Genomic DNA, 25,234 nt, shown 5'->3' with positions numbered 1-25,234 from the left:
GCGCCCAAACCGTTGATTTTAGGTCACCCGGAGCCCTTCGCCGGGCCCGCAGTGAATCCGGTTGGCCCTTTGTGGCGTATCCCCAATGCGAGCCGCTTGCCGGTGTTTCCCGATAGCCACCAATACCTGACAATGTTCTTCATGAAGCCAGAAAGCCCGGACAGACAATTGATCGCGCTGATTGACCGCGTGGCCCAGGCCGATGAGTCGGCCCTGCGGGAGCTGTATGAGCTGACTTCGTCCAAGCTCTACGGTGTCGCGATTCGTGTGGTGACCAACCGTGAATGGGCTGAGGACGTGCTGCAGGAAGCTTTTTTGAACGTCTGGCGCATCGCAGGCGACTACAAGGCGACCCTGTCACCGCCCATGGCCTGGATGGCCCTGGTGGTGCGCAGCCGCGGCCTGGATTTTTTGCGGCGCCGGGCTTCGGACCGGGCCGACCTGATGCAGGAACTCGACGATGTGATTTCCGACACCGTGGCCGGCGACTCGCCCAATCCGATGGACACGACACAGGCCAGCGAACAGGCCTGGGCGCTGCACCAGTGCCTCGGCCAGCTGGAACACAAACAGCGCGAGGTGGTGAGCCTGGCGTATTTGCGGGATTTGAGCCATGGCGAGCTGGCTGAGCAGCTGAAGCTGCCTTTGGGTACCGTTAAAACCTGGATCCGGCGCGGACTTGAACAGCTGCGCGGTTGCATGGCAAGGTTTGCCTGATGAATATCCAAAATAACCCCGCCCTTATGGACCAACTGGCGGCCAGCTATGCGCTGGGCACCTTGCGCGGCGGCGCACGTCGCCGGTTTGAGACGCTGGCACGTGACAACGCGACCTTGCGTGCTGCGGCGCTGGTCTGGCAAAGCCGGCTGTCGTCGGTCGCCGAATTGCAGCCGCAAGAGGCGCCCAGCCCGGTGGTCTGGAAACGCATTGAAAACCTGGTGAGAGCCGACAAGGAGGCGCGCGCCATGCAGGCGGCGCGGGCCGCTCCGAGTGCCATGGGTTGGTGGTCCAGCCTGGGTTTGTGGCGCGGCGGGGCCGTGGCGGGCGCACTCGCGACTGCGGCGGCGGTTGTCGTGGGGCTGAACGTGAACGGCCGGCTGAGCGGGCAGGTGAGCGAGCTGACCGCCAAACTGACAGCCACGCCCGAGATCGAATACGTGGCCGTACTGACCGATGACAAGGCTTCGGCGTCGCTACTGGTGACGTTTGACCCGAAGAACAAAACGCTGGTGCTCAAGCGTGTGGGCAGCTTCAGGGAGCAACCTGACAAGTCGCTGGAACTCTGGGCCTTGCCGCCCGGCGCGGCGCCCAAATCACTGGGCGTGATGGGCGCAGACCCTGTGGTTCGGCTGACCGCAGCAGGCACTGACATGCGCCAGGTACCGACGCTGGCGATCACTCTGGAGCCCAAGGGTGGTGTGCCGCCTGGCAGCGGGCCGACCGGGCCGGTGCTGTTCAAGGGCGCCCTGATTGAAACGCCCAAATAGCAACAGTCAAATATTCGCGGACAGCAAAAAGGGGCGTTGCAAACGCCCCTTTTTTTTGTTCAGCCCGCCAGTTGGTCTTAGCGCCAGTGGCGGTGGCCATAGCCCCGGCTGTAGCCGAAGTTCAGCGACAGGCCGATAGGTGCGTAGTACGGCTGGTAGTAGGGGCGGGGGTAGTAAGCCGGGTAAACCACCGGCTGCTCCACATACGTCACAGCAGGCTGGACATACACCGGCTGGGGTGCCGGTTGCACATAGGTCTGGGGCTGCTGCGGCGCTGACTGGAAAGTCTGCGGCGCAGGCGCCATGGCGCCGACCGGCGTGACCTGCAGGCGCACATACTGGCCCGGGTCGGTGGCCATTTGCGTGCTGTACTGCGTGCCCTGGTATTCGTACACCACGTTGTAGTGGCTGGGGCGGTTTTCGTAATAGGTTTGTGTTGTGCACTGCTGCACGTTTTGAACCTGGTTGTTTGAGCCTTCGATGCGGTCGCCAACGATGGCGCCGCCCACCAGCCCGATCATGGTGGCAACCGCACGGCCGCCGCCATTGCCGATGGCGTTACCGGCTGCACCGCCTGCCAGAGCGCCCATCAGCGCGCCTGCGCCCGAGTTCGGCTGCTGGACGACGACGGGTTGGTTGCTGCAGACCTGGCGCGGCACAGCCACTTGCTGCACCACCGGCGTGCTTGAAATCACCCGGGCCAGGATGTCCATGGCGGAGGCGGGTACAGCTGCCAGCCCGGAGGCGGCGGCCAAAGCAGATAGAACAAGCGCTTTTTTCATGATTCAACCCTTTTCAGCACGTGGCTGAAGTTGCACCGCCAAAGGGCTCACCCTGGTCGGGTGATGGCTCGGGTGGCAAACGTAATTTTAGTAAGTCAGAGTCATTTTGGGGCGCGGAGTTCGGTAAATCGACGGTAAAGCTGGTCTTTTAGTCTCTTTAAGGCCCTCTGGAGGCAAAACAGGCTGCAAAACGTGACCGGTTGGCCTGCCGTGCGTTCAAACCCTCGCCGCCCAGCCCTGGGCGTCAAAACCCACTGTGATGTCTTTGCCCCAGTCCACCACGGGCCGCTTGATGACGCTGGGGTTGGCCAGCATCAGCGTTTGGGCGCTGGCGCTGTCATGCACGCCGGCCTGCAGCGCCGGGTCCAGCTTTCGCCAGATGGTGCCCTGGCGGTTCAGCAGCTTTTCCCAGCCTGCCGCCTGGGCCCATCGCGCCAGCTGGTCGGGCGGCACGCCCTGCTTCTTGAAATCGTGAAACTGATAGTCAACACCTTGTTCGCCGAGCCATGCACGGGCTTTTTTGACGGTGTCGCAGTTGGGGATGCCGTAAAGAATGATCATGGCCTGATTTTCGCAGATTTGAGGGAAATAGGCCTTTCGGCCAAGCAGGACGAGCGCGAGCAGCTATCAAATTGGTAGCGTTGTCGTAAAGACAGGCAAGGGCGTGGACGCGTGGGCGAGTCTTTGGCAAGGCTGGAATAATGAAGAACGCCGACCGGCCCAACCTTTTTTGTATGGATGCCTTGCCTCATGACCGCTGCTTCAGCCACGCGCACTGCCCCCGCCGTTCTTTACCCGCCTCTCGAACCCTTCCGTACGGGCATTCTTGAAACGGGTGACGGCCATTCGGTGTATTGGGAGTTATGCGGCAACCCCAAAGGAAAGCCGGCGGTGTTTTTGCATGGCGGCCCTGGCGCGGGCTGCTCGCCCGAGCATCGCCGCCTGTTTGATCCCGAACGCTATTGCGTGCTGCTGTTCGACCAGCGCGGCTGCGGCCGTTCCCGCCCCAGTGCCTCGCTGGACAACAACACGACCTGGCACCTGGTGGCCGACATCGAGCGCCTGCGCACCCTGCTGGGCGTGGAGCGCTGGCTGGTGTTCGGCGGCTCCTGGGGCAGCGCGCTGGCACTGGCTTACGCCCAGGCCCATCCGGCCCGGGTGTCGGCGCTCATCGTGCGGGGCATTTTTGCGCTGCGCCGTGCCGAGCTGCTCTGGTACTACCAGGAGGGGGCGTCCTGGTTGTTCCCTGATTTGTGGGAAGAGTTCATCAAACCTATCCCGCAGGCAGAGCGCGGCGACCTGATTGCCGCCTACCGCAAACGCCTGGTGGGCGCCGACCGTACTGCGCAACTGGCGGCTGCCCGCGCCTGGAGCCTGTGGGAAGGCCAGACGATTACGCTGTTGCCCGACCCGTCTTTTACCGCCCAGCACGGCGACGACGCTTTTGCGCTGGCGTTCGCCCGCATCGAAAACCATTATTTTGTGCACGCCGGATGGCTCGAAGAGGGGCAACTGATTCGCGATGCGCACAAGCTGGCCGGGATTCCCGGCGTCATCGTGCAGGGCCGCTATGACGTGGCCACGCCGGCCAAAACCGCCTGGGACTTGCACCGTGCCTGGCCGGAGGCTGAATTCCACATGGTGGACAACGCCGGCCACGCCTTCAACGAGCCTGGCATCCTGCGCCAGCTGATCGCAGCAACCGACCGTTTCGCAGGCTGACCTCCTGCTTCTTTGCCAGCAGGTGCCGCGGAACTGGCTTTGCCAGGCCGCAGGCGCCGCCCCCTGCAAGGGGGGAGGGCGCTACACGCCAGTGAGCGCCAACGGGGGTATTCGAGCTACGCGACAATAGGGGGCTGTATGCAAAACCTCACAACCCTCGACGACTGGCTCGCTTACTGCGAGCACCTGCACCCCGTCGGCATCGACATGGGCCTGACGCGCATCAGCGCTGTGGCCAAGCGCATGGGCCTGGCCTTTGACTGCCCCATCATCACGGTGGCGGGCACCAACGGCAAAGGCTCGACCTGCGCGATGCTCGAAGCGATCTTGCTGCAGGCCGGCTACCGCACCGGCGTCTTCACCTCGCCGCACCTGGTGCATTTTGAAGAGCGCTGCCGGGTGCGCGGCGACATCGTGAAGGCTGACGAGCTGGTTGTCCAGTTCGCGCGCGTCGAGGCGGCGCGCACGCAGGGCGAGGCGATCTCTCTCACCTACTTTGAATTCACCACCCTGGCCATCCTGCAACTGCTGGCCGATGCGAAGCTCGACGTGGTCATCCTCGAAGTCGGCCTGGGTGGCCGGCTGGACGCCGTCAACATGCTGGACGCCGACTGCGCGGTCATCACCAGCATCGACCTGGACCACATGGAATACCTGGGCCCCGACCGCGAAAGCATAGGCCGCGAAAAAGCCGGCATCATGCGCGCCGGCAAGCCGGTCATCGTGAGCGACCCGGTGCCGCCGCAAAGCATCATTGATTACGCGGCCGCAGTGGGTGCTGACTTGTGGCGTTTCGGCACCGACTTTAATTTCTCGGGCGACAAACAGCAATGGGGCTGGGCAGGGCGCGGGCGCCGGTATGCCGGCCTGGCGTACCCGGCCTTGCGCGGCGCCAACCAGCTTGTCAACGCCTCGGGCGTGCTGGCGGCGCTGACGGCCTTGCGTGAGCGCCTGCCGGTCACCGCCCAGGCGGTGCGCAACGGGCTTTCGATGGTCGAGCTGCCGGGACGCTTCCAGATCGTGCCCGGCCAGCCCACGCTGGTCCTGGACGTGGCGCACAACCCGCACTCGGTGGCGGCGCTGGCCGAAAACCTCGACGCCATGGGCTTTTATCCCTGCACACACGCGGTGTTTGGCGCCATGGCCGACAAAGACCTGGCCCCCATGCTGGCGCGCGTCGCACCGCTCATCGACAAGTGGTATTTCACCGATTTGCCGACGCCGCGGGCAGCTTCTGCCGAAGATTTGCAGGCCAGGTGGACGGCGGCCAATACCCGGCCTGATGCAAGCGCCGGCACTTACAAATCCCCCGAAGCGGCGCTGCAGGCGGCGGTCAGGGCCGCAACCCCCGCTGATAGAATTGTCGTGTTCGGCTCCTTCTACACGGTGGGCGGCATTTTGAAGGACGGTGTGCCGCGTCTTTCGGCCCCGCACCTGGCCGCCTGAGACCTGACAAGCGGCCCGCAACGCGTTCAAAAAAGGGCCGTCAGCCCGCGTTCACCGTTAACGTCACCCCTTATCGGATCCAAGCCACACCATGCCGTTTTTCAACTTCCGCCGGGGCGGCTCCAACGCTGCCTCCAATGCCGGGTCAGCCGCTCAAACGGAAAGCGTGGAAGTGATCCGCAAGCGTGCCAAACACCGGTTGATCGGTTCTGCCGTGCTGGTGCTGATCGGCGTGTTGGGTTTCCCGCTGCTGTTTGACACCCAGCCACGGCCTATTCCGGTCGATATCCCGATTGAAATTCCCGGCAAAGGCACGGTCAAGCCCCTGGTGATTCCCGGGCCCGGTGCCCCGGCAGCCACTTCCGCATCTGCCCCCAAGGTGGCCGACAAGCCCGCCGAAAAAGTAACCGCTGACGCCAGCCTGGCACCCAAGGAAGAAATTCTCTCATCAAAACCGGCTCCAGCCCTTGCTGCATCTGCGCCACCAGCTATCAAAAATGAAGCAAAGCCGGAGGCCAAACCTGAGGTGAAGCCTGCGGTCAAACCGGAACCCAAGCCGGCCAAGCCCGCTGCGAATGACGACGCCACACGTGCCGCCGCGCTGCTGAACGGCACCGCCGCGCCGGCCGCCAAACCGTCTGCCAGCGAGGCGGACGGCCGTTTTGTGGTTCAGGTCGGCGCGTTTGCCGATGTGGCCAAGGCCCGCGAAGCGCGCCTGAAGGTGGAAAAGGCGGGCCTGAAAACCTATACACAAGTGGCGGAAACCAAAGACGGCAAGCGCATCCGGGTCCGCGTGGGCCCGTTTGCCACCAAGGCCGAGGCCGACAAGGCGGCGACCAAGATCAAGGCCCTTGATTTACCCGCTGCCATCCTGACCTTGTAAGCAACGCAGTTGGTGTTTAGTGACGGCTGTTGACTGGATTTTGCTGGGAGTGCTGGTTTTTTCCATGCTCCTGGGCGCCTGGCGCGGGCTGGTGTATGAGGTGTTGTCGGTGCTGGGCTGGGTGGTGTCGTTTTTTGTGGCGCAATGGTTTGCGCCCGACTTGGCCACCCGCTTGCCGGTGCAGTCTGCTTCTGACCCGGTGCGTTATGCGGCGGCGTTTGTGCTGATCTTTATCGCTGCCGTATTCGCGGCAGGGCTGCTGGCCTTTGTGGTGAAGAAGCTGGTAGCTGCCGTCGGCCTGGCGCCTGTGGACAGAGTATTCGGAGCCGCTTTTGGTGTGTTGCGCGGAATTGTTTTGCTGCTGGCCGCGACCGTTGTGATCGACATGACGGCGCTGAAGTCCAGCAGTTGGTGGCGGGAATCAAAGGGCGCGCCGGTGTTGACGGCCACGCTCAAAGCCCTGAAGCCGGTATTGCCCGAACAGTTTGCCAAGTATTTAATTTAACTTTGAAGAGTCAACTCATCATGATCGGAACACCATGTGCGGGATAGTCGGCGTCGTCAGCAAAGCCCCGGTCAATCAGCTGATTTATGACGGCCTGTTGCTGCTGCAGCACCGCGGCCAGGATGCCGCAGGCATCGTCACGCAGCAGGGGCGCAAGTTCTACATGCACAAGGCCAAGGGCATGGTGCGCGACGTGTTTCGCACCCGCAACATGCGCGCGCTGCCGGGCACGGTGGGCCTGGGCCAGGTGCGCTACCCCACGGCCGGCAACGCCTACAGCGAAGACGAAGCCCAGCCGTTTTACGTCAACGCGCCGTTCGGCCTGGTGCTGTCGCACAACGGCAACCTGACCAATGCGGCCGAGCTGAAGGCCGAGCTCTTCAACACCGACCACCGCCACATCAATACCGACAGCGACTCCGAAGTGCTGCTCAACGTGCTGGCGCATGAGCTTGAAAAAACCACTCGCGGCTTGCCGCTCAAGCCGGTTGATGTGTTTGCTGCCGTGCGCGGCGTGCACAAGCGTGTGAAGGGCTCTTATGCTGTCGTCGCGCTGATCGCCGGTCACGGCTTGCTGGCTTTCCGTGATCCCTTTGGCATCCGACCGCTGTGCATCGGCCGCGGCGAGAATGAAAACGGCACGACCGTCATGGTGGCCAGCGAATCGGTGGCGCTCGAAGGCACTTCGCACCAGTTCGAGCGCGACATCGCCCCGGGCGAAGCCGTGTATGTAGACATGGAAGGCGTGGTGCACGCCGAGCAGTGCGCACCCAACGCCAAGCTCAATCCCTGCATCTTCGAATTTGTGTACCTGGCGCGCCCCGACTCGGTGCTGGACGGCATCTCGGTCTACCAGGCCCGCCTGAACCTGGGCGAGACGCTGGCCAAACGCGTGGTCTCTACCGTGCCGCCCAGCGAGATCGACGTGATCATCCCGATCCCCGAATCCAGCCGCCCCAGCGCCACGCAGCTGGCGCACCTGCTGGGCATTCCGTACCGCGAAGGTTTCGTCAAGAACCGTTATGTGGGCCGCACCTTCATCATGCCGGGGCAGGGCGTTCGCAAGAAGTCAGTGCGCCAGAAGCTCAACGTGATCGCCAGCGAGTTCAAGGGCCGTAACGTGCTGCTGGTCGACGATTCCATCGTGCGCGGCACCACCAGCCGCGAGATCGTGCAAATGGCGCGTGACGCCGGTGCGCGCAAGGTCTACCTTGCCAGCGCTGCGCCGCCCGTGCGCTTTCCCAACGTGTACGGCATTGACATGCCCACGCCGGACGAACTCGTGGCCCACGGCCGCACGATTGAAGAAATCCGTGAAGTCATTGGCTGCGACGCATTGATTTACCAGGACGTGGAAGGCATGAAGCGCGCCATTGGCTCACTCAACGGCAAGCTCGACGGCTTTGACGCCTCGTGCTTTGACGGCGTTTACATCACGGGCGACGTGACTGCAGAGACCATCGCAGCGATGAATTCGCAGCGCGCAGATACCGCCGGCGAAGAGGGCGACGTGGACGTGTCCCGCCTGGCGTTGCCCAATCCGCAAGAAGCCTGAGCATGACGAAAAGAAAACTGCCCGACAACCTGCACCGCGACACGCTGGCCGTGCGCGTGGCGCTGGAGCCCAGCCAGCACGGTGAAAACTCCGAAGCGCTGTACCTGACCAGCGGCTTTGTGCAGCCCGATGCCGAAACCTCGGCGCGGCGCTTTGCCGACCCGACGGAAGGCTATACCTACGGCCGCACCTCCAACCCGACGGTTACCAGTTTTGAGCGTCGCCTCGCCGCCATGGAAGGTACCGAAGCCGCCATCGGCGCCTCGACCGGCATGGGCGCGATCCTGATGATGTGCATGGGGCTGTTGAAGTCCGGCGACCATGTCATTTGCTCGCGTTCCATGTTTGGCTCGACGATCGCCCTGATAGGCCGCGAGTTCGGGAAGTTCGGCGTTGAAACGACGTTTGTGTCGCAGACCGACGTGAGTGAGTGGAAGGCCGCATTGCGACCAGGCACCAAGCTGCTGTTTGCTGAAACCCCGACCAATCCGCTGACCGAAGTCTGCGACATCCGGGCACTGGCTGATCTGGCGCACAGCGTGGGCGCCTTGCTCGCGGTGGACAATTGCTTTTGCTCACCGGCGCTGCAGCGTCCGGTGGAATTCGGCGCCGACCTCATCATGCATTCGGGCACCAAATACCTGGACGGCCAGGGCCGTGTGATGGCGGGTGCGCTCTGCGGCTCGTCCAAACTGATCGTTGATGTGTTCGGCCCGATCGTGCGCACCGCCGGCATGACGCTCGCGCCCTTCAACGCCTGGGTCGTGCTCAAGGGCCTGGAGACGTTGAACATCCGCATGCAGGCACAGAGCGCCAACGCGCTGGCCGTTGCCAGGTGGCTTGAAACGCAGCCTGCGGTTGCGCGCGTTTATTACCCTGGTCTTGAGTCGCATCCCCAGCATGAGCTGGCCATGCGCCAGCAATCGGGACTGGGTGGCGCGGTGCTGTCGTTTGACGTGCTTGGCGACACACCGGAAGCGGCACGCGCAAATGCCTTCAAGGTGATCAACAGCACGCAAGTGCTCAGCATTGCGACCAACCTGGGCGACACCAAGACCATCATCAGCCATTCAGCCACCACCTCGCACGGGCGCCTCAGCGAAGAGCAGCGCCAGGCCGCCGGCATAGGCCAGGGCCTGGTTCGCGTGGCCGTCGGGCTGGACCACGTAGACGACATCAAGGCCGACCTGTCCCGCGGCCTGAGCCTTATCGTATGACTGCATGACTGCCCCAATGACCCAAAAGACAAGAACCCGTTTCGCCCCTTCCCCGACCGGATTCATCCATCTCGGCAATATCCGCTCAGCGCTTTACCCCTGGGCTTTTGCCCGTGCCACCGGCGGCGACTTCGTTCTCCGCATTGAAGACACCGATGTCGAACGTTCCAGCCAGGAAGCCGTCGACGTGATCATCGAAGGCATGCGCTGGCTGGGCCTGAACCACGACGAAGGCCCGTTCTTCCAGATGCAGCGCATGGACCGCTACAAGGCCGTGCTGGCGCAGATGCAGGTTGATGGCCTGGTCTACCCCTGCTACATGAGCGTGGCCGAGCTCGACGCCTTGCGTGAAAAGCAGATGGCCGCAAAAGAAAAACCGCGCTATGACGGCACCTGGCGCCCCGCGCCCGGCAAGACCCTGCCCACCGTGCCCGAAGGTGTGCAGCCCGTGCTGCGCTTCATGAATCCGCAAGGTGGCAGCGTGGTCTGGGACGACAAGGTCAAGGGCCGCATCGAGATCAGCAACAACGAACTCGACGACCTGGTGATCGCGCGGCCCGACGGCACGCCGACTTACAACTTCTGCGTGGTGGTCGACGACATCGACATGGCCATGACCCACGTGATCCGCGGCGACGACCACGTGAACAACACGCCGCGCCAGATCAACATCTTCAAGGCCCTGGGCAAAGAGCCGCCGGTGTATGCCCATCTGCCGACCGTGCTCAACGAGCAGGGCGAAAAACTCAGCAAACGCAACGGCGCCAAGCCGGTGACGCAGTACGCCGCCGAGGGTTACTTGCCCGACGCCATGGTCAATTACCTGGCGCGCCTGGGCTGGAGCCACGGCGACGACGAAATCTTCAGCCGCGAGCAGTTCATTGAATGGTTCAACCTTGATCACCTGGGCAAGAGCGCCGCGCAGTTCGATGAAGCCAAGCTGCGCTGGGTTAATGCCCAGCACCTGAAAGCCACTCCTGATGACACACTGGCAACGCTGGTGCAGCCCTTCCTGGCAGCCCAGGGCATTACCGGCGTGGACCCGGTATGGGTGACGCGCGGCTGCGGGCTTTTTAAAGACCGCTGCAGCACACTCGTGGAGCTGGCCGGCTGGCTGCAACTGCTGGTGACCGGGGGCAAGCCCAGCGCTGAAGACATCAGCACGCACGTCACGGAGGCAGTGCGCCCGGCCATTGCAAAACTGAGCAGTTCGCTGGTGGCCTGCGAGTGGAGCAAGGCCGCGATTTCGGCGGCCATCAAACAGGTGCTGGCCGACACGGGCCTGAAGATGCCGCAGCTGGCAATGCCCGTACGCGTGCTGGTCATGGGCACGCCGCAAACCCCGTCCCTCGACGCGATTCTGGAGCTCATGAAGCGCGAAGATGTGATCTCCCGGTTGAAGCTTGTTTGAGGATTTGAAATAGGCCAATTTTTCGGGCTATAATTCAAGGCTCGACAATTGCAGGGAAACCTCAATAACTTGACGGGGGTATAGCTCAGCTGGGAGAGCGCTTGCATGGCATGCAAGAGGTCAGCGGTTCGATCCCGCTTACCTCCACCAAAAGTTAAAAGTTAGTCGGGAAGAATTTGAAGTTTTGTGGGTCCGTGTGAAAGCAGGGGCTCATCCGGAAGTTCCAAGGTTTTGACCCTATCGTCTAGAGGCCTAGGACACCACCCTTTCACGGTGGCTACAGGGGTTCGAATCCCCTTAGGGTCGCCAGAATTCATCGCACCTTGTGTGTGGTGCCCAAGGCGCAAGTTGACAACCGCCGGCCCGCAAGGGCCAAGCGACTTGGCTCGAAAGAGCGAATGTTGTCACTACCAGGAGTGGTAGTTCAGTTGGTTAGAATACCGGCCTGTCACGCCGGGGGTCGCGGGTTCGAGTCCCGTCCACTCCGCCAATATTGATAAGGGTTAGCAGGTAAGTATCTGCTAACCCTTTTCTCTTTTCCGGCCCTTGTTTCCTGACTGCGTCCTCAAGATTGGGTGAGTGTCGCAAAGCAGCGGTATCGGCCCTGCTTTTGCTATTGCCGGATTCTTCCGTTTCCACTGACGATCGTCATCTCCACGAAGCGCGAACCATTGCGCATCCCCGGGCGAAATCCGATGACATATCCTCCCAGGTCAAAGCTGTCCAGTCCATCCAGAGCGGAAGCAAAACCTTCACGGGTCACACGCGAGCCTTGCCGCCGGGCCGCTTCAACAATCACCTTGGCCGCGATGAAGCCTTCCATCATTGCGTAGCTGATCGGAACATCCTGCGCGCCGGCCGTTGCCGCGATGTCGTTGAACTCCTTGGAAAGCCGATTTGTCAGTTTGTAGGGACTGGGCGTAACCTGGGCGATCGCGATGCCTTGCATTTGCTCGTCAGAAAGCCGTTTCGCCATCTGCTCAATGTCCGCGCCCGAGTGTGCAAACAGCTGAGCCGTTCCTCCGGCCGAGCGGTACTTCTCTATAAAACCGGAAGCAGCGCCTCCGCTTGCAATCATGATGATCGCCTGCGGCGAGGCTTGCAGCATGGCGTCAGCGGCGGCAGTCACGCGGCTGGTCCCGGCGTCATAACCCGCCGTTTGCACGATCCTCGCCTTGGCATTCGCCGCTGCTTCCTGTGCGGCGGCGATGAGTGGCGCAGCACCGGAGCCGTTTTCGTAAAACAAGCCAAGCCTGGTGATTCCGACTGTCGCCAGGTGCGCCGTGATTCTCGCAAGTTCGTCTCGCAATGTGGCGCGCACGCCATAAAGTTGTGGCACGTCCAGATTCAGTTCGGTCGCGCGAAAGCCGACCAGCACGATGCGCTCGCGCTCAAATACGCCCGCGCTGACCAGTTGGGCGATATTGCGGCTTCCAAAATAGCCGGCAAGCACCACGGGCTTGTCCTCGGCCAGAAGCGCGCGCGTTTGGGTGAGTGTTTCATCGGGGCGTCCAGCGTCGTCGCGGCGCGCCAGGATGAAGGTGTTTCCGTTGACCCCGCCCGCCTTGTTCACGGCGTTGAAATGCAACTGCATTCCAGCCGCGTAGGCGCGGCCCTGGCTCGCGTCAATGCCGGTCAACGGCGCCACCTGACCGACTACAAGCTGAGCGGCCAGCACGGACGACGCTATACCGCTTGCGATAACCAGGCCCGCCAAGCGGGCAATCAACTGACCAGTTCTCATTTTCAGTTTCCTTAACGCGGTCCAACTCGCACGTGCAACGCTTTCACCTGTCAAGCCTGAGGCTGTAGATAGTGAATCCAGCCCCATGGGTAACAATCAATCGGAGAAGGCCACGAGGTCCTTGCCGGCCGCCACTTTCAATCGATCCGGATGTTGGAACGCAGGGCAATCACGCGCATGCGGGGCAGCTCGTTTTCGATGCGCGCCGCAACCGTGGCAGCGGGCTCCCAGGCGTATTCGAGTCCGTTCGCGACGAGTTTTTCGCGAAGCTCCGGATCCTTCATGGTTTCAGCCAGCGCCTTCTGCAGCTTGGCTTTTACATCCGCCGGCACCCCCTTGGGCGTGGCAATGGCCAGCCAGGAATCGGCCGAGAAACCTTTGAAACCGCTCTCCGCCACAGTCGCCACCGTGGGCATTTGCGTCGCGCGGCTTTCGCCGGTGACGGCGATGGCTTTGATCCTCGGCTTGGCCGCCTTCAGCTGCGGCAGCGCCGCCGCGACGGTGTCAATCGAGAAGGGGATTTGGCCGGCCATCAGGTCGGTCATCGCTGGTGCGCTGCCTTTGTAAGCGATGTGCTGCAGCTTGATGCCAGCGGCGCTCCAGAGCATTTCACCGGCGAAGTGCCCTGTGGTGCCGTTGCCGAACGATCCGTACACGTACTTGTCCGGTGCGCGTTGCACCGCTGCGATCAGCTGCTTCAGGTCGTTGATCGGGACATCGGAGTTGGCCAGAAGAACAAGGGGAACGCGCGCCACCATCCCGACAGGCTCGAAACTCTTGATCGGGTCGTAAGGCAGCTTGGGCATGAGTGCCGGGTTGACCGTGAAAGTGGATCCCGAGCTGATAAGCAGCGTGTAGCCGTCCGGCGCCGCCTTGGCAACAAAAGCGGCACCGACGATGGTGCCGGCGCCCGGCCGGTTGTCGATGACCACAGGTTGCCCCAGGCGCTCACCCAGCTTCTTGGCGACCAGCCGTCCGGCGATGTCGGTGGCGCCACCCGGCGGAAAAGGAATGACCAGTTGGACCGGCTTGGACGGATAGCCCTGCGCGTGAACGCTGGCCCATGGGGCCAGCAAGACCAGCGCCATGGCCAGGAATAAGCGCTTCTCATACCTTGGTTTCATCATCGTATTGCTCCTCTTTGATACGGCACGGGCCGCGTTGATCAACCGTTGCGAAACAGGAAACTGCAGGCATTGCGTTTCGACGTAACCAGAATCCCAAGCGGCAAAGTTGGAGGGCATGTCGGAAATCCGCTTGAGGAGTCAAGGAAAGTCTATCGCCGAGGCCGCGCAACAGGGTTGCAACATAATTGACTTTTAAGATTAGGTATTCGAATAATTGGATATAAAAACTTGGAGAAGTGTGTGATTAAAGAAAAAAGAGAAATAAAAGTGCGTTTACAGAATGAAACAACTGCCCCGAGGCCTGACCTGGACCGGGTGGATCGCGTGATCCTGCGCTTGCTTCAGCGCGATGCATCGATTTCCAATGTGGCACTGGCGGCCAAGGTGCACCTGAGCCCCGCAGCCTGCTTGCGCCGGGTGGAGCGCCTGAAATCGATGGGCCTGGTGCAGCGCATCGTCGCGTTGCTCAATCCTGCCTCGCTGAACCTTGGCATGCTGGTTGTGATCGGTGTGGTGTTGGACCGGTCCACACCGCAGTCCTTCGCCGACTTCGAAAAAGCGGTGCAGAAGGTGCCGGGCTGCCTGGAATGCATGGTGGTGACGGGCGAGTTCGACTACTTCGTCACCGTCCGCACGCAGGACAACGAATCGTTTAACCGCCTGCATGCCGCGGAGCTGCTCTACCTCCCGGGGGTGAGGCAGATCCGCACCTTCGTCGTGCTGAAGCAGGTGCTCTCAACGACGGAACTGCCGGTTATGTAGTTTTCGGGGGTTAACAAACCTGATGGAAATTGCCGCATACCCGATTGGGGCCGTCGCGCATTTCCTCGCTGGCTTCTCACGATGTCTCAGGCCTTCAAGACTCGCATGTGAATTCAAGAGCGACCGTTCAACAGGGCAGTGGTGGTATCAATGGTAACGATGGTCCCCGCAGCAGAGTCCGATAGCGTGTTTCGTTCATAATGAGAATAATTCCCATCTACGACGCGCGCCTGGTCAGCCACCGCCACATCTCGTCTGCCGCTTGAAGGGATCCGTCACTTCCATGGCAATGACCGACCTGTGCTTGAGCGCTATTACCAAGAACTGCTGAACTTCTGTTCCCGCACGGTGCGAAACCGCGATGCCGCGGCCGATGTCGTGCAGGAGAGCTATGCGCGCGTCCTGGCAGTGCAGCATTCGGGCCAGGCGGTGCCGGAGCCGCGCGCACTGCTCTACCGCACAGCACGCAACCTGCAGATCGACCAGCACCGCCGCAGTGAAGTGCGCGGCGAGGCGCTGCATCCCGATGCCGAGGCCTCGGCCGCCGAGCTCGAGAACCTCGCGGCGCCGCTGGCCTGCGAGCCCGATGCGGCTGCGTCTTCCGCGCAGGGGGTGAATGCCCTGCTGGCCACGATCGATGCCCTGCCTTTGCGCTGCCGCGAGGCCTTTATCCTGCACAAGTTTGACGGTCTGCCGCATTCGGAGGTGGCCGAGCGGATGGGCATCTCGCGCAAGATGGTCGAGCAGCACATCAAGCTGGCCATGGACGCCTGCAGGCGTTGCAAAGACGCGCTCGACGGGGCGCCCGCCGCCGCCGGCCCAACTTCTACCCCCATCTCTACCCCGGTGCTCCGACGAAGAAAACCTGCCCGCGAATGACTTTCGGCTTTCGAATGAATTTTTATTTGTACTCTTGCTTTCCCGGCATAGGGTTTCAGCTTGTTCGTGCGTCTACATCCAAGAGCCGATAAGCACACCATGAACACCCCGCCGCCAGCCCACCCGCCAGCCGCACCGTCCACAGAGCCCGACGAAGCGGCGCTGGACTGGTTCGTGCGGCGTACCGGTGGGCAGCTCGGGGCGGCGGACGAGGCTGCGTTCCTGGCCTGGCTGGCGGCGGACAGCGCCCACGGCGCGGCCTTTGCGCGCCACCAGCGTGACTGGCGTTTGCTCGACGCGCTGCCGGCAGATGGCTTGCGCACGCTGAGACAGAACCTCGCCGACGACAAAGCTGCTGCCGCCGTCCGTACCGCGCCGCGCCGGCGCGCCTGGTGGCAGGGGCTGTCTGCCTGGGTGCCGCAGGGCGCACTGGCCGCCGTGGCGTTGATGGTTTCCTGCGGGGGCTATATGGCCTGGAGCCTCTGGCAACAGCAGCCGGTGTTCGAGCAGAGTTTTGCCACCACGCGAGGCCAGCAGCTGGAGGTGGTCTTGCCGGAAGGCAGCCGCCTGAGGCTGGACACCCTGACCACCGCCGACGTCACGCTTTACCGTGAGCGCCGTGAAGTGCGCCTGCCGCAGGGAGAGGCAATGTTCCAGGTCAAGGGTGACCCGGCGCGTCCTTTCGATGTGCTGGCCGGGCCCTTGCGCATCACGGTGGTCGGCACGCGGTTTTCTGTGCGCTACACGCCCGGTGTGCCGGGCCGTGCGGGTGTGCAGGTCGCCGTGGAAGAAGGGCGTGTGCGCGTGGCGCGCGCCGAACGGTCCGCTACCGATGCGGTGGTTGAGCTGGTCGCCGGCCAGCAGATCGCGAGCGACATGTCGGGATTGCTGGGCGCGGTGTCTGCCTTGCCCGCAGCCGGGATTGCGCCCTGGCGTGAAAGCCGCGTCAGTTTTGACAACACGCCTCTGAACCAGGCTCTGGCCGAGTTCGAGCGTTACGGCCCGGTGCATCTGACGGTGCGGGAGCCGGCCGTGGCCGCGCTGCGCGTGACGGGCACGTTCGACCCGCGGCGGCCGGGCAACTTCGCCCGCATCCTGCCGCAGGTCTTGCCGGTGCGGCTGCGCGAGCAGGGCGGCGAGGCCGAGATCGTCGCCGCCGGTCATTAGTCATTAGCCCGGACGGGGCTGACATCAGGACACAAAAAAACTTTGTGCCCGACCTAGGGTTTCCCGGGACCCACGCGTCTACATGAGAAGGATTCTTATTTAAACCTTCTCCCGGAGATTGCACGCATGCCTCGTTCCCGCTTCCACCTGCCCCCATTGGCCCTGATTCTGGCCCTCGGCAGCTCGGTGGTTTACTCCCAGGGGGCCGCCAGCGCGCGTGCCGCCACCCCCATGCAGATCAGCCTCGCGGCGCAGCCACTGGCTCAGGCGCTCAACAACCTGGCGCAGCAGGCCGGGCTGGAGTTGATGGTCCAGCCCGCTCTGGTGGCTGGCAAGACGGCGCCCGCGGTATCGGGCCGGTTGACGCCGCAGCAGGCGCTGGACCGGTTGCTGGCCGGCAACGGCCTGGCGGCGACCATCGACGGCAATGTGTTTGTGGTCAAGCCTGTTTCAACGTCATCGGGCGCGGCAACCTTGCCGCTGGTGACCGTGACGGCCGGCGCGGAGCAGGAAACGGCCACCAGCGGCGGCAACGGCTACGTCGCCAAACGCAGCGCATCGGGTTCCAAGACCGACACTCCCATCATCGAGACGCCGCAGTCCATCTCGGTGGTGACCAAGCAGCAGCTGGAAGACCAGAAGCCGCGCAGCGTTTCCGAGGCCTTGAATTACTCGCCCGGCGCCTTCACCGGGCTGGTGGGCGCGTCCAACCGCTACGACTACGTGGCGCTGCGCGGCTTCAAGGACAGCAGCGTAGACAGCACGCTGCTTGACGGCCTGCGCATGCTGAGCGACCAGGGTAGCTACACCTCGATGCAGGTGGATCCTTATTTCCTGGAGCGCATTGACGTGGTGCGTGGCCCGGCCTCTGTGCTGTACGGGCGCGCGTCGCCGGGCGGCCTGGTGGCGCTGACCAGCATGACACCGCAGTTCCAGCCTTACCGGGAAGTGCAGCTCACCATCGGCAACCGCAACCGCCGGGAGGCGGCTGTCGATCTTTCGGGGCCCATCGACAAAGACGGTGTGATGGCCTTTCGCCTGTCGGCACTGACGCGCTCGCTCGACTCACAGTTCAGCACGGTCAAGGAAGAGCGCCAGGCAATCGCGGCATCTCTTGCCATCAACCCGTCAAACGACACGCGCCTGCTGCTGCAGGCTTATCTGCAGGACGACCCTGAGGGCAGCTACCACAGCGGGGTTCCGGCGGACGGTAGCCTCAATGCCCGCCACAACGGCCGGTTGATCTCGCGCTATTTCTTTGATGGAGATTCCAGCGTCGAGAAATACCAGCGCAAGCAACGCTTCCTCGGCTACCAGTTCGAGCACGCCTTTAACGATGCGTGGAAGTTCCGGCAGAACTTCCGCCATGTGACGGCAGACACCACGCTGCGCCAGATCTACGGCTACGGCTGGGCCAGCGCCAATGAGTTGACGCGCTACTATTCCGGCGCCACGGAGTCGACACGCGGCAACACGGTCGACAACCAGCTCGAAGGCCACTTCCAGACCGGCGCGCTCAAGCACACCCTGCTGACCGGGCTGGACTACCAGAAGCGCCGCGTCAGCGGGAGCTGGGAATCGGGCAGCGCACTGCCCATCAATGTGTTCAACCCGAGTTACGGCGCCCCGGGCCTGACCGGCGTGACCAGCGACCCGATCGACCGCAAGCTGGACCAGACCGGCCTCTACCTGCAAAACCAGACCGAGCTGGACCGCTGGCGCTTCACGCTGGGCGGCCGCATGGACTGGGCCAAGGCCTCCAACCAGTATGGTTCGGGAAATCCGGCGCAGTGGAGCGGCTCCAAATTCACCAAGCGGGCCGGCGTTGTCTATCTGTTTGACAACGGCGTTGCGCCCTACGTGGGTTATTCGGACGGCTTTAATCCCAGCCTGCGCAATGACCGGCAAGGCAACAACCTGCCGCCCGCGGAGACCCAACAGCTGGAAGTCGGCATACGCTACCAGCCCAAGGACTCCAACACCTTGCTGTCGGCGGCGGTGTACGACCTGTCGCAGAAAAATGTCGCCACACGCCCGGTAGGCGCCACCTACTTTGAACCTACCGGGAAGGTGCGCTCGCGCGGCCTGGAACTGGAGGCCCGTTCGCAGCTGAGCCGCAAGGTCTCGGTGATGGCGAGCTACACCTATACCGACATGAAGTTCACCGAATCGTCGGACGGCTTCACCGGCAACACGCCGTACCAGGCGCCGCGCCATATGGCCTCGGTCTGGGGCGACTGGAACTTCTCGCAAGGCTACACCATGGGTGCGGGCGTGCGCCATGTGGGCTCGAGCTGGGTCGACAACGCCAACAGCATGAAGGTGCCGCCCTACACGCTGGTGGACCTGATGCTGCGCGTCGATCTGGCCCAGCTGAATCCGTCGCTCAAGGGCGCCAACCTTCGCCTGAGCGTCAATAACCTCCTCGACAAGACCTATGTGGCGTCGTGCCTGAGCCAGCAGTACTGCTACTGGGGCGACGCGCGCAGCGTCAACGCGACCGTGACGTATCAGTGGTAGGAACGCGGCCCGGTGCTGTAGTCAGCGGCGGGCATTCTTTTGATCACCATGCGCCACCGGATGGCGCACCAGAAATCAGGGAGTTCAGTGCAATGAAAAATGATGTCTATGACTTTATTGCGATCGGGCTTGGACCCTTCAATCTGAGCCTGGCCTGTCTGGCGGAGCCGATCACCGAGGTGAACGCGGTTTTTCTGGAGCGCAATGCGGAGTTCAACTGGCACCCCGGGATGCTGATTGACAACACCACACTGCAAAACCCCTTCCTGGCCGACCTGGTGAGCCTGGCGGACCCCACCAGCTGCTTCAGCTTTCTCAACTACTGCAAGGAAGAAGGGAAAATCTATTCGTACTACTTCCGCGAGAGCTTCTACCTGACGCGGGCTGAGTACAACGCCTACTGCCGCTGGGCGGCGGCGCGCCTGTCCAACGCGCGCTTCGAGTATGACGTGCAGGAGATCGTCCACGACATCGAGAACGGCTGCTATGTCGTGACCGGTGTGCAAGGCCCGCAGCGCGAGCCTTTTGTCATGCGCTGCCGCAAGCTGGTGCTGGGCGTTGGCTCCAAGCCCCGTTTCCCACAATGTTGCGCGCCGGGCGGGCATCGCTACCTGCATACCGCCGACTACATCACCCGCAAGGCCGAGCTGCAGAAGAAGCGCTCCATCACCATCGTCGGCAGTGGCCAGAGCGCGGCCGAGGTCTACCACGACCTGCTCAAGGACGCCGACGGGCACGACTACAGCCTGACCTGGATCACCCGCTCTTCGCGCTTCTTCCAGATGGAGACCACCAAGCTCACGCTCGAGATGTTTTCTCCCGACTACATCGATTACTTCTACAACCTGGCCGATGGGAAGAAGGAGCGCATCGTGCGCGCGCAGGACAGCCTGTACAAGGGCGTCAATGCCAGCCTGATCAACCAGATCTATGACCTGCTGGACGACAGGCGAAAGCAGGGGCCGCTGCGCACGCACCTCATTACCAATTGCGAGTTGCAGGGGTGCCGTTACGACGCCGGAAGCGACAGCTACGAGATCGAATTCCGCCAGCTTGACTGCGACGCACGTTATGCGCATCGCAGCGAGGGGCTGGTCTTCGCCACGGGCTACCGCGAGAACATCCCGTCTTTCGTTGACGGCATCCGCCACCGCCTGCGTTGGGACGAACAAGGCCGCTATCGCCTCGCGCGCAATTACGCCGCCGATTTCAACGGCAACGAGATATTCGTGCAGAACGCCGGCCAGCACACCCACGGCATGACCAACCAGGACCTGGGCATGAGCTGCTACCGCAACTCCTACATCCTGCGCGAACTCACGGGCGTGGAGCACTACAAGATTGAGCGTCGCGTCGCGATCCAGGATTTCACTATTCCGTCCACAGCGGACTTCGTCCTGCTCTGAGGCCTGAGGCGCACAACAAACATGAACCTGAGATTTCACATCATCACGATGACGGTACTGGCCGTTATCAGCGACGCCATCCTGATTCCCTTCTACCCGCAGTTTTTCAGCGCGCGCTACGGTATCGACAGCCCTGTGCACGTGGGCGCCTACGTGGCGGCGATCTCCATCGCCGTGATGTGCACCCTGCCATTGTGGGCACGCGTGGCACGCCGCGTCGAACCGCTGCACCTGCTGGTCTACACGCAGTTTGCCGCCGGCACCTTCAGCCTGCTGAGCGACTGGGCGCCTACCGTGGAGATCTACTGGGTACTGTCGATGCTGATGTTCATGTGCAAGAGCAGCTACCTGCTGATGTACCCGTACATGATGCGCCTGACCCCCAAAGAGCAGCATGCGGCCACCATTGGCATTCTGTCGGTGGTAGTCCACTTCGGCGCCATCTTCGGCGCAGTGGTGGGTGGCTTTGTGCTACAGACCTGGGGGCCGCGCGCCAGCATTTTTGCCATGGCGGCCGGCGACTATTTTCAGATGGCGGTCTGCTTCTACCTGATCCGCAGCGGAAAGATCATTCGCGTCAACACCGGGGAGCAGGCAATGGCCGAAGCCACCGAAGCGCGCCGCGTCGGGCTGCTGGCCCGCCTGCCCATCCTGAAGCTGGCGCTGGTGATGCTGATGTTTGACTTCAGCGCCTACCTGATCCGCCCCTTCTTCGCGCTGTACTGGCAGAGGATCACTGGCAACGACAGCGAGCTGCTGTCGGGCATGGCCTTCGCCATTCCGGGTGTGGTGGCCATCGTCGCGCTGCGCTTGCATGCCTGGATACGGGCACGCGGCGGGGACCTGCCCGACCACACGGTGGGCAACCTGCTGCTGGGTGCGGTCGGGTTGCTGCTGCATGCCGCACCTGATCCTTTCCTGGTCGTGCTGGGGCGCGTGCTGTACGGCTGGGCCTTCTTCCAGATCATTGTCAAGCTGGAGGTCAACCTGTTCCGCCTGTCTACGCCGCAGCGCTATGCGCAAGACTACAGCATCACCAACTTCTTCCAGAACATGGGCGTGTTGCTGTCCTCGTTTGCGGCGGGCGCGATTGTCAATCGCTACGGGCTGCATGTGCCCTTTCTGCTGGCGGCCGGCGGCTTTGTCCTCACCGCACTACTGGACCGCCTGATCCTCAAAGTGCCCAGCGCCGGACATCTGGACGAAACCGGAAGCGTCACAAATTCTTCATCTTTAAAGGAGCCCGCCCATGCTAACTGACACGCTGCACCGCCGCGCCGACGCCGTGCAAAGGCCGTACCGCGACGAGACGGGTTTTGTGTTCCGCCCGTTGCGGATACCGGAGGACATCCCGACTTTGCATCGCTGGTTCATCCAGGAGCGTGCCGCCTTCTGGCTGATGCAGGACAAGACCGAGGACGAAGTTCGTGAGGCTTACCAGCGCATGATGGATTCCGGCACCGCCACACCCTACATCGGCTGGCACGAAGGGCGGCCAGCTTTCCTGGCTGAGTGCTACGACCCCGCGCAGGACCGCATCAAGGCCTTCTACACGGTGCGGCCCGGCGACCTGGGCATGCACATCTTTATCGGCCCGCCCCAGCAGCGCATCGCCGGGCACTCGCGCACGGTGTTTTACGCGCTGATGCGCTTCATGTTCGAGCACCTGGGTGCGCAGCGCATCGTCGTGGAGCCCGACGCCACCAATCACAAGGTCCATGCCTTGAACCGGTCGGCAGGCTTTGCCTACGACCGTGATGTGGTCTTCCCCGAGAAGATCGCCAGCCTCGCCTTTTGCACACGGCGGGATTTTGAACAGGCTACGGCCGCCACCTTAGAGGAAGTCCATTCATGAACGTCACCATCGCCCACCAGATCGCGCACGACCCGGCCCAGTTCGCCGCCCACCTGACGCCGGAGGTCTGGGCCCAGGCCAACCGCCTGCTGCTGCGCAAAGCCATTGCCGAATATGCCCACGAGATCATCATCGAGCCGGAGCTGCTGCGTGCCGGCCAGGGCGGCTTCGCGCTGTACCAGGTGTGCTCGGACGACGGGGCCGCGTGCTACCAGTTTGAGGCACAGCGACTGGCGCTGCGCCATTGGTACATCAAACCGGAATCCATCCGCAAACAAGTGAATGGCGCAGACCAGTCGCTGGACGCGCTCCAGTTCATCATCGAATGCCGCCAACGTCTGGGCATACGTGATGAGCTGCTGCCCATCTACCTCGACGAGATCAGCAGCACGCTCTTCGGTAGTGCCTACAAGCGCATGAAGGCAGACGCACCCAGCAGCGCCCAGCTGGCCGACGCCACCGACTTCCAGACCATTGAGGTCGCCATGACCGAAGGCCATCCGGGGTTTGTCGCCAACAACGGGCGGCTGGGTTTCACCGCAGCCGACTATCAGGCCTACGCGCCTGAGGCCGGCTCGGAGATTCGCGTCATCTGGCTGGCCGTGCACAAGGACCATGCGGCTTTCTCCAGCATCTCCACGCTCAGCTACGAACAGCTGCTGGCCGAAGAGCTGGGGCAGGAGACCGTGGACGGCTTTACCCGTGAAGTGGCAGCGCTGGGCGTCGATCCAGTCGACTACAACTTTATGCCGGCCCACCCGTGGCAGTGGTTCAACAAGCTGTCGATCGCCTTCGCTGGTTATGTGGCCCAGCGCAAGATCATCTGCCTGGCCTACGGCCGCGACACCTACATCGCCCAGCAGTCGATCCGCACCTTCTTCAACACCAGCGACCGCAGCAAGCGCTATGTGAAGACCTCCCTGTCCATCCTGAACATGGGCTTCATGCGCGGCCTGTCGCCTTATTACATGTCGGGCACACCGGCTATCAATGAGTTCATCAAGGACCTGGTGTCGGGCGATGTCTTCCTGCGCGCGAACGGCTTCACCATCCTGCGGGAGGTCGCCTCCATCGGCTTTCGCAATCACTACTATGAGGCCGCAATACCGGTCGATACGCCCTACAAGAAGATGTTCTCGGCGCTGTGGCGTGAAAGCCCGCTGCCCTTGCTCAAACCGGGCGAACGCCTGATGACCATGGCCGCGCTGCTGCATGTCGACAAGGACGGCCACGCGCTGCTGCCTGAACTGATCCGCCGTTCCGGCCTGAGCACAAAGGCCTGGCTGAAAAGCTATCTGGCGTCTTACCTCACGCCGCTGCTGCATTGCTTCTACAAGCACGACCTGACCTTCATGCCGCATGGCGAGAACCTGATCCTGGTGCTCGACAAGCATGTGCCGGTGCGCGCCATCATGAAAGACATCGCCGAGGAATGCACCATCCTCAATATCGAAGCGAAGGCGCTGCTACCGGAGCGCGTCAATCGCCTGGCGGTCGATGTGCCCGACCACTTCAAACTGCTGGGCATCTTTATCGACGTGTTCGACGGCGTGCTGCGCCACATCAACCAGGTGCTGGTGGAAAACGCCTGCTGCAGCGAGGGAGACTTCTGGCAATCGGTGGCCGACTGCGTATCCGATTACCAGGATGCCCACCCCGAGTTGGCCGCAAAGTTCGCGCACTATGACATGTTCGTGCCCGAGTTCCTGCATTCCTGTCTGAACCGCCTGCAACTCGGCAACAACGTGCAGATGGTCAACCTGGCCGACCCCGCTTCCAGCCTGAAGATGGCCGGCAATCTCGTGAACCCGATTGCCGGGCTCCGCCGCCGCGCCGCGCACCGGGCCGAGGCAGAACCGGTTGCGGAAAGCGTTGCATGAGCTTTGACATGCGGGCGGAGGACACGGTGCGCGACGGCGCGCCGCTGCAGGCGTGGGCGTCCGCGCCCAACGATGACCTCGCCCGCGTGTTGCAACTGGCCGGGCGCATCGCACCCTCGCTGCGCGGCGAGCAGGGCGATGTACCACTGCCCAGCGCACTGCGTCATGGCGACGACGCAGCGGCCAGGCCGGGCCCGTTGCGGGCGCTGTGCCGGCACTGGGCAGAGGCCTACCCCGAAGCCGGCGCGCACTATGTGGCGCTGCGCTGCTGGGGCCTGACGATCTGGCAACCGGTTTACCTCAGCGTGATCGCCGCGCATCTTGATACGCATGTCCCACGGCTCGCAGGCCTGGCGCAGCCCGTGGTGGACGGCTTCCCCAACGGCTTTCAATTGCCGGTGCACGCGCCCATGAAGGCCGCGACGCTGCCTTCGCGCATCCGCCTGGCAACAGGCGAGCTGCGCGAACTGTGCCAATCCACGCGCGCGGCACTGATGCCGCTGGTGGCGCTGCATGCACGCGCCGCCGACCGGCTGCAGGCTGAGTGTGTGCTGGGCGCGCTGCTGCTGGTGCATCGCAGCCGGTCAGTTCTGGCCGATAGCGAGGTCGCCGCGGTAGGTGAGGAATGGCTGGCCCGGCTCGGCATCAGCGGCGGCTGCGGCTTTTTTGCCTACCGGGCGCGTGACGGGACGCCCGCACTCGCCCTCGACCGCAAGGTGTGCTGCCACTACTTTCGCCGCCATGACGGCGAGAAATGCAGCACCTGCCCCAAGCTCCCGCTCGACAAGCGTATCGCCCGACTGCTGGCCGATCCTTCGTAGTCCGGGCCATTGATTCCGCGATGCGGCTGTGCCTTTCTCAAGGCCGGTGTGCTTCGCCACGCCCT

General features: G+C 62.8%; 22 protein-coding genes and 3 tRNA genes. 21 read left to right on the top strand and 4 right to left on the bottom strand.

Features of this window, described 5'->3' with window-relative positions; translation table 11 throughout:
* The first annotated feature begins 141 nt into the window (after window positions 1-141).
* Together AC1D1J_RS06815 and AC1D1J_RS06810 are read left to right on the top strand one after the other, a co-directional pair.
* On the top strand, window positions 142-717 hold the full coding sequence (locus AC1D1J_RS06815) for an RNA polymerase sigma factor (RefSeq protein WP_477694220.1): 576 nt from the start codon (window positions 142-144) through the stop codon (window positions 715-717).
* Complete coding sequence (locus AC1D1J_RS06810; RefSeq protein ID WP_477694219.1) at window positions 717-1,487, top strand: anti-sigma factor; 771 nt, start codon at window positions 717-719, stop codon at window positions 1,485-1,487. The genes AC1D1J_RS06815 and AC1D1J_RS06810 overlap by 1 nt, the downstream gene beginning before the upstream one ends.
* 77 nt (window positions 1,488-1,564) lie before the next feature.
* Here the strand turns inward: AC1D1J_RS06810 and AC1D1J_RS06805 are convergent, their stop codons facing one another.
* Window positions 1,565-2,269, bottom strand: coding sequence for a glycine zipper 2TM domain-containing protein (locus AC1D1J_RS06805; protein ID WP_477694218.1), 705 nt, complete (start codon window positions 2,267-2,269; stop codon window positions 1,565-1,567).
* A 216-nt stretch (window positions 2,270-2,485) separates the two neighbouring features.
* Window positions 2,486-2,830: an ArsC family reductase gene (locus AC1D1J_RS06800; RefSeq protein WP_477694217.1), complete on the bottom strand. Its 345-nt coding sequence runs from the start codon at window positions 2,828-2,830 to the stop codon at window positions 2,486-2,488.
* 189 nt (window positions 2,831-3,019) lie between these two features.
* Here AC1D1J_RS06800 and pip point away from each other — a divergent pair, with 189 nt between their 5' ends.
* The 10 genes from pip to AC1D1J_RS06750 all read left to right on the top strand — a co-directional run bounded on the left by pip (window position 3,020) and on the right by AC1D1J_RS06750 (window position 11,498).
* The gene (gene pip, locus AC1D1J_RS06795) at window positions 3,020-3,991 is read left to right on the top strand and encodes a prolyl aminopeptidase (protein ID WP_477694216.1); all 972 of its coding nucleotides are present in this window, start codon (window positions 3,020-3,022) and stop codon (window positions 3,989-3,991) included.
* Window positions 3,992-4,129: 138 nt separating this feature from the next.
* Window positions 4,130-5,437 carry a bifunctional tetrahydrofolate synthase/dihydrofolate synthase gene (folC, locus tag AC1D1J_RS06790; protein ID WP_477694215.1) on the top strand — a complete coding sequence of 436 codons (1,308 nt, stop codon included), beginning with the start codon at window positions 4,130-4,132 and terminating at the stop codon, window positions 5,435-5,437.
* 91 nt (window positions 5,438-5,528) lie between these two features.
* A complete protein-coding gene (locus AC1D1J_RS06785; protein ID WP_477694214.1) occupies window positions 5,529-6,320 on the top strand; it encodes an SPOR domain-containing protein in 792 nt (263 codons plus the stop codon).
* A 19-nt stretch (window positions 6,321-6,339) separates the two neighbouring features.
* Complete coding sequence (locus AC1D1J_RS06780; RefSeq protein ID WP_477665548.1) at window positions 6,340-6,825, top strand: CvpA family protein; 486 nt, start codon at window positions 6,340-6,342, stop codon at window positions 6,823-6,825.
* A gap of 34 nt (window positions 6,826-6,859) precedes the next feature.
* Window positions 6,860-8,380, top strand: a complete 1,521-nt coding sequence (gene purF / locus AC1D1J_RS06775) for an amidophosphoribosyltransferase (RefSeq protein ID WP_457279913.1) — start codon at window positions 6,860-6,862, stop codon at window positions 8,378-8,380.
* A gap of 2 nt (window positions 8,381-8,382) precedes the next feature.
* On the top strand, window positions 8,383-9,597 hold the full coding sequence (locus tag AC1D1J_RS06770; protein ID WP_457279914.1) for an O-succinylhomoserine sulfhydrylase: 1,215 nt from the start codon (window positions 8,383-8,385) through the stop codon (window positions 9,595-9,597).
* Between the two features lie 16 nt (window positions 9,598-9,613).
* Window positions 9,614-11,008: a glutamate--tRNA ligase gene (gene gltX / locus AC1D1J_RS06765; RefSeq protein WP_477694213.1), complete on the top strand. Its 1,395-nt coding sequence runs from the start codon at window positions 9,614-9,616 to the stop codon at window positions 11,006-11,008.
* A 74-nt stretch (window positions 11,009-11,082) separates the two neighbouring features.
* A tRNA-Ala gene (locus AC1D1J_RS06760) sits at window positions 11,083-11,158 on the top strand.
* A gap of 83 nt (window positions 11,159-11,241) precedes the next feature.
* Window positions 11,242-11,317, top strand: a tRNA-Glu gene (locus tag AC1D1J_RS06755).
* 104 nt (window positions 11,318-11,421) lie between these two features.
* A tRNA-Asp gene (locus tag AC1D1J_RS06750) sits at window positions 11,422-11,498 on the top strand.
* 123 nt (window positions 11,499-11,621) lie between these two features.
* On the opposite strand, the gene AC1D1J_RS06745 is transcribed toward AC1D1J_RS06750, so the two are convergent.
* Window positions 11,622-12,752, bottom strand: a complete 1,131-nt coding sequence (locus tag AC1D1J_RS06745; protein WP_477694481.1) for an ABC transporter substrate-binding protein — start codon at window positions 12,750-12,752, stop codon at window positions 11,622-11,624.
* Window positions 12,753-12,889: 137 nt separating this feature from the next.
* Window positions 12,890-13,876: a Bug family tripartite tricarboxylate transporter substrate binding protein gene (locus AC1D1J_RS06740; protein WP_477694480.1), complete on the bottom strand. Its 987-nt coding sequence runs from the start codon at window positions 13,874-13,876 to the stop codon at window positions 12,890-12,892.
* 264 nt (window positions 13,877-14,140) lie between these two features.
* On the opposite strand from AC1D1J_RS06740, the gene AC1D1J_RS06735 reads away from it, so the two are divergent.
* The 9 genes from AC1D1J_RS06735 to AC1D1J_RS06695 all read left to right on the top strand — a co-directional run bounded on the left by AC1D1J_RS06735 (window position 14,141) and on the right by AC1D1J_RS06695 (window position 25,169).
* The gene (locus tag AC1D1J_RS06735) at window positions 14,141-14,641 is read left to right on the top strand and encodes an Lrp/AsnC family transcriptional regulator (protein WP_477694479.1); all 501 of its coding nucleotides are present in this window, start codon (window positions 14,141-14,143) and stop codon (window positions 14,639-14,641) included.
* 300 nt (window positions 14,642-14,941) lie between these two features.
* Window positions 14,942-15,520 (top strand): sigma-70 family RNA polymerase sigma factor, encoded by a 579-nt coding sequence (locus AC1D1J_RS06730; RefSeq protein WP_477694212.1) that lies wholly within the window; start codon window positions 14,942-14,944, stop codon window positions 15,518-15,520.
* 99 nt (window positions 15,521-15,619) lie between these two features.
* On the top strand, window positions 15,620-16,687 hold the full coding sequence (locus tag AC1D1J_RS06725) for a FecR family protein (protein WP_477694211.1): 1,068 nt from the start codon (window positions 15,620-15,622) through the stop codon (window positions 16,685-16,687).
* 126 nt (window positions 16,688-16,813) lie between these two features.
* Window positions 16,814-19,207 (top strand): TonB-dependent siderophore receptor, encoded by a 2,394-nt coding sequence (locus tag AC1D1J_RS06720; protein WP_477694210.1) that lies wholly within the window; start codon window positions 16,814-16,816, stop codon window positions 19,205-19,207.
* Window positions 19,208-19,299: 92 nt separating this feature from the next.
* Window positions 19,300-20,613, top strand: a complete 1,314-nt coding sequence (locus AC1D1J_RS06715) for a lysine N(6)-hydroxylase/L-ornithine N(5)-oxygenase family protein (protein WP_477685067.1) — start codon at window positions 19,300-19,302, stop codon at window positions 20,611-20,613.
* A 21-nt stretch (window positions 20,614-20,634) separates the two neighbouring features.
* Window positions 20,635-21,873, top strand: a complete 1,239-nt coding sequence (locus AC1D1J_RS06710; protein WP_477694209.1) for an MFS transporter — start codon at window positions 20,635-20,637, stop codon at window positions 21,871-21,873.
* Window positions 21,863-22,468: a GNAT family N-acetyltransferase gene (locus AC1D1J_RS06705; RefSeq protein ID WP_477685069.1), complete on the top strand. Its 606-nt coding sequence runs from the start codon at window positions 21,863-21,865 to the stop codon at window positions 22,466-22,468. The genes AC1D1J_RS06710 and AC1D1J_RS06705 overlap by 11 nt, the downstream gene beginning before the upstream one ends.
* On the top strand, window positions 22,465-24,348 hold the full coding sequence (locus tag AC1D1J_RS06700; protein WP_477694208.1) for an IucA/IucC family protein: 1,884 nt from the start codon (window positions 22,465-22,467) through the stop codon (window positions 24,346-24,348). The genes AC1D1J_RS06705 and AC1D1J_RS06700 overlap by 4 nt, the downstream gene beginning before the upstream one ends.
* Window positions 24,345-25,169 (top strand): siderophore ferric iron reductase, encoded by an 825-nt coding sequence (locus tag AC1D1J_RS06695; RefSeq protein WP_477685071.1) that lies wholly within the window; start codon window positions 24,345-24,347, stop codon window positions 25,167-25,169. The genes AC1D1J_RS06700 and AC1D1J_RS06695 overlap by 4 nt, the downstream gene beginning before the upstream one ends.
* Window positions 25,170-25,234 lie beyond the last annotated feature (65 nt).

This window comes from Polaromonas sp. P1_F8, assembly GCF_056405635.1.
The sequence above is the reverse complement of the archived record's forward strand: the minus strand, read 5'-3'. Positions and strand labels throughout refer to the sequence as shown.

Bases quoted from the DNA above. Each gene is read 5' to 3' on its own strand.
- AC1D1J_RS06815 (WP_477694220.1), top strand. From the start codon at position 142: ATGAAGCCAGAAAGCCCGGACAGACAATTGATCGCGCTGATTGACCGC.
- AC1D1J_RS06810 (WP_477694219.1), top strand. From the start codon at position 717: ATGAATATCCAAAATAACCCCGCCCTTATGGACCAACTGGCGGCCAGC.
- AC1D1J_RS06805 (WP_477694218.1), bottom strand. From the start codon at position 2,269: ATGAAAAAAGCGCTTGTTCTATCTGCTTTGGCCGCCGCCTCCGGGCTG.
- AC1D1J_RS06800 (WP_477694217.1), bottom strand. From the start codon at position 2,830: ATGATCATTCTTTACGGCATCCCCAACTGCGACACCGTCAAAAAAGCC.
- pip (WP_477694216.1), top strand. From the start codon at position 3,020: ATGACCGCTGCTTCAGCCACGCGCACTGCCCCCGCCGTTCTTTACCCG.
- folC (WP_477694215.1), top strand. From the start codon at position 4,130: ATGCAAAACCTCACAACCCTCGACGACTGGCTCGCTTACTGCGAGCAC.
- AC1D1J_RS06785 (WP_477694214.1), top strand. From the start codon at position 5,529: ATGCCGTTTTTCAACTTCCGCCGGGGCGGCTCCAACGCTGCCTCCAAT.
- purF (WP_457279913.1), top strand. From the start codon at position 6,860: ATGTGCGGGATAGTCGGCGTCGTCAGCAAAGCCCCGGTCAATCAGCTG.
- AC1D1J_RS06770 (WP_457279914.1), top strand. From the start codon at position 8,383: ATGACGAAAAGAAAACTGCCCGACAACCTGCACCGCGACACGCTGGCC.
- gltX (WP_477694213.1), top strand. From the start codon at position 9,614: ATGACCCAAAAGACAAGAACCCGTTTCGCCCCTTCCCCGACCGGATTC.
- AC1D1J_RS06745 (WP_477694481.1), bottom strand. From the start codon at position 12,752: ATGAGAACTGGTCAGTTGATTGCCCGCTTGGCGGGCCTGGTTATCGCA.
- AC1D1J_RS06740 (WP_477694480.1), bottom strand. From the start codon at position 13,876: ATGAAACCAAGGTATGAGAAGCGCTTATTCCTGGCCATGGCGCTGGTC.
- AC1D1J_RS06725 (WP_477694211.1), top strand. From the start codon at position 15,620: ATGAACACCCCGCCGCCAGCCCACCCGCCAGCCGCACCGTCCACAGAG.
- AC1D1J_RS06720 (WP_477694210.1), top strand. From the start codon at position 16,814: ATGCCTCGTTCCCGCTTCCACCTGCCCCCATTGGCCCTGATTCTGGCC.
- AC1D1J_RS06715 (WP_477685067.1), top strand. From the start codon at position 19,300: ATGAAAAATGATGTCTATGACTTTATTGCGATCGGGCTTGGACCCTTC.
- AC1D1J_RS06710 (WP_477694209.1), top strand. From the start codon at position 20,635: ATGAACCTGAGATTTCACATCATCACGATGACGGTACTGGCCGTTATC.
- AC1D1J_RS06705 (WP_477685069.1), top strand. From the start codon at position 21,863: ATGCTAACTGACACGCTGCACCGCCGCGCCGACGCCGTGCAAAGGCCG.
- AC1D1J_RS06700 (WP_477694208.1), top strand. From the start codon at position 22,465: ATGAACGTCACCATCGCCCACCAGATCGCGCACGACCCGGCCCAGTTC.
- AC1D1J_RS06695 (WP_477685071.1), top strand. From the start codon at position 24,345: ATGAGCTTTGACATGCGGGCGGAGGACACGGTGCGCGACGGCGCGCCG.